A 595-nucleotide genomic window follows, 5' to 3' on the forward strand; every position below is an offset into this window, starting at 1 on the left:
CTTCTGGAAGCGCCGCGACAGCGCCGCATCCTTCTCGAAGATGCGGCGATATTCGGTGAAGGTGGTCGCGCCGATGCACTTGAGCGTGACCGACGACAACGCCGGCTTCAGCAGGTTCGACGCATCGAGCGTGCCGCCCGACGCGGCGCCCGCGCCGATCAGCGTATGGATTTCGTCGATGAACAGGATCGCGTGCGGACGCTCCTTGAGTTCCTTCAGCACGGTCTTCAGACGCTGCTCGAAATCGCCGCGATACTTGGTGCCCGCCAGCAGCGCGCCCATGTCGAGCGAATACACCTGCGCGTTCGCGAGGATATCCGGCACTTCGCCGCGCGTGATCCGGTACGCGAGCCCTTCGGCGATCGCGGTCTTGCCGACACCGGGATCGCCCACGAGCAGCGGGTTGTTCTTCTGCCGCCGGCAGAGCACCTGGATGGTGCGCTGGACCTCGCTCTCGCGGCCGATCAGCGGGTCGATCTTGCCGTCGCGCGCCTTCTTGTTGAGGTTGACGCAGTAAGCGTCGAGCGCGTCGCCCTTCTTCTTGGCGCCGCGGGGATCGCCGTCGTCGCTCGGCCGCTCGGAGGCGCCCTCCTCG

Annotated in this window: 1 protein-coding gene; it reads right to left on the reverse strand. The window is 66.6% G+C overall.

The features are described 5' to 3' along the window. Window positions 1-595: AAA family ATPase (locus ACU8YC_RS25680; RefSeq protein ID WP_446896061.1), on the reverse strand; the 595-nt coding region annotated here is incomplete at both ends.

It is taken from the genome of Citrobacter sp. VF227, from assembly GCF_052950715.1.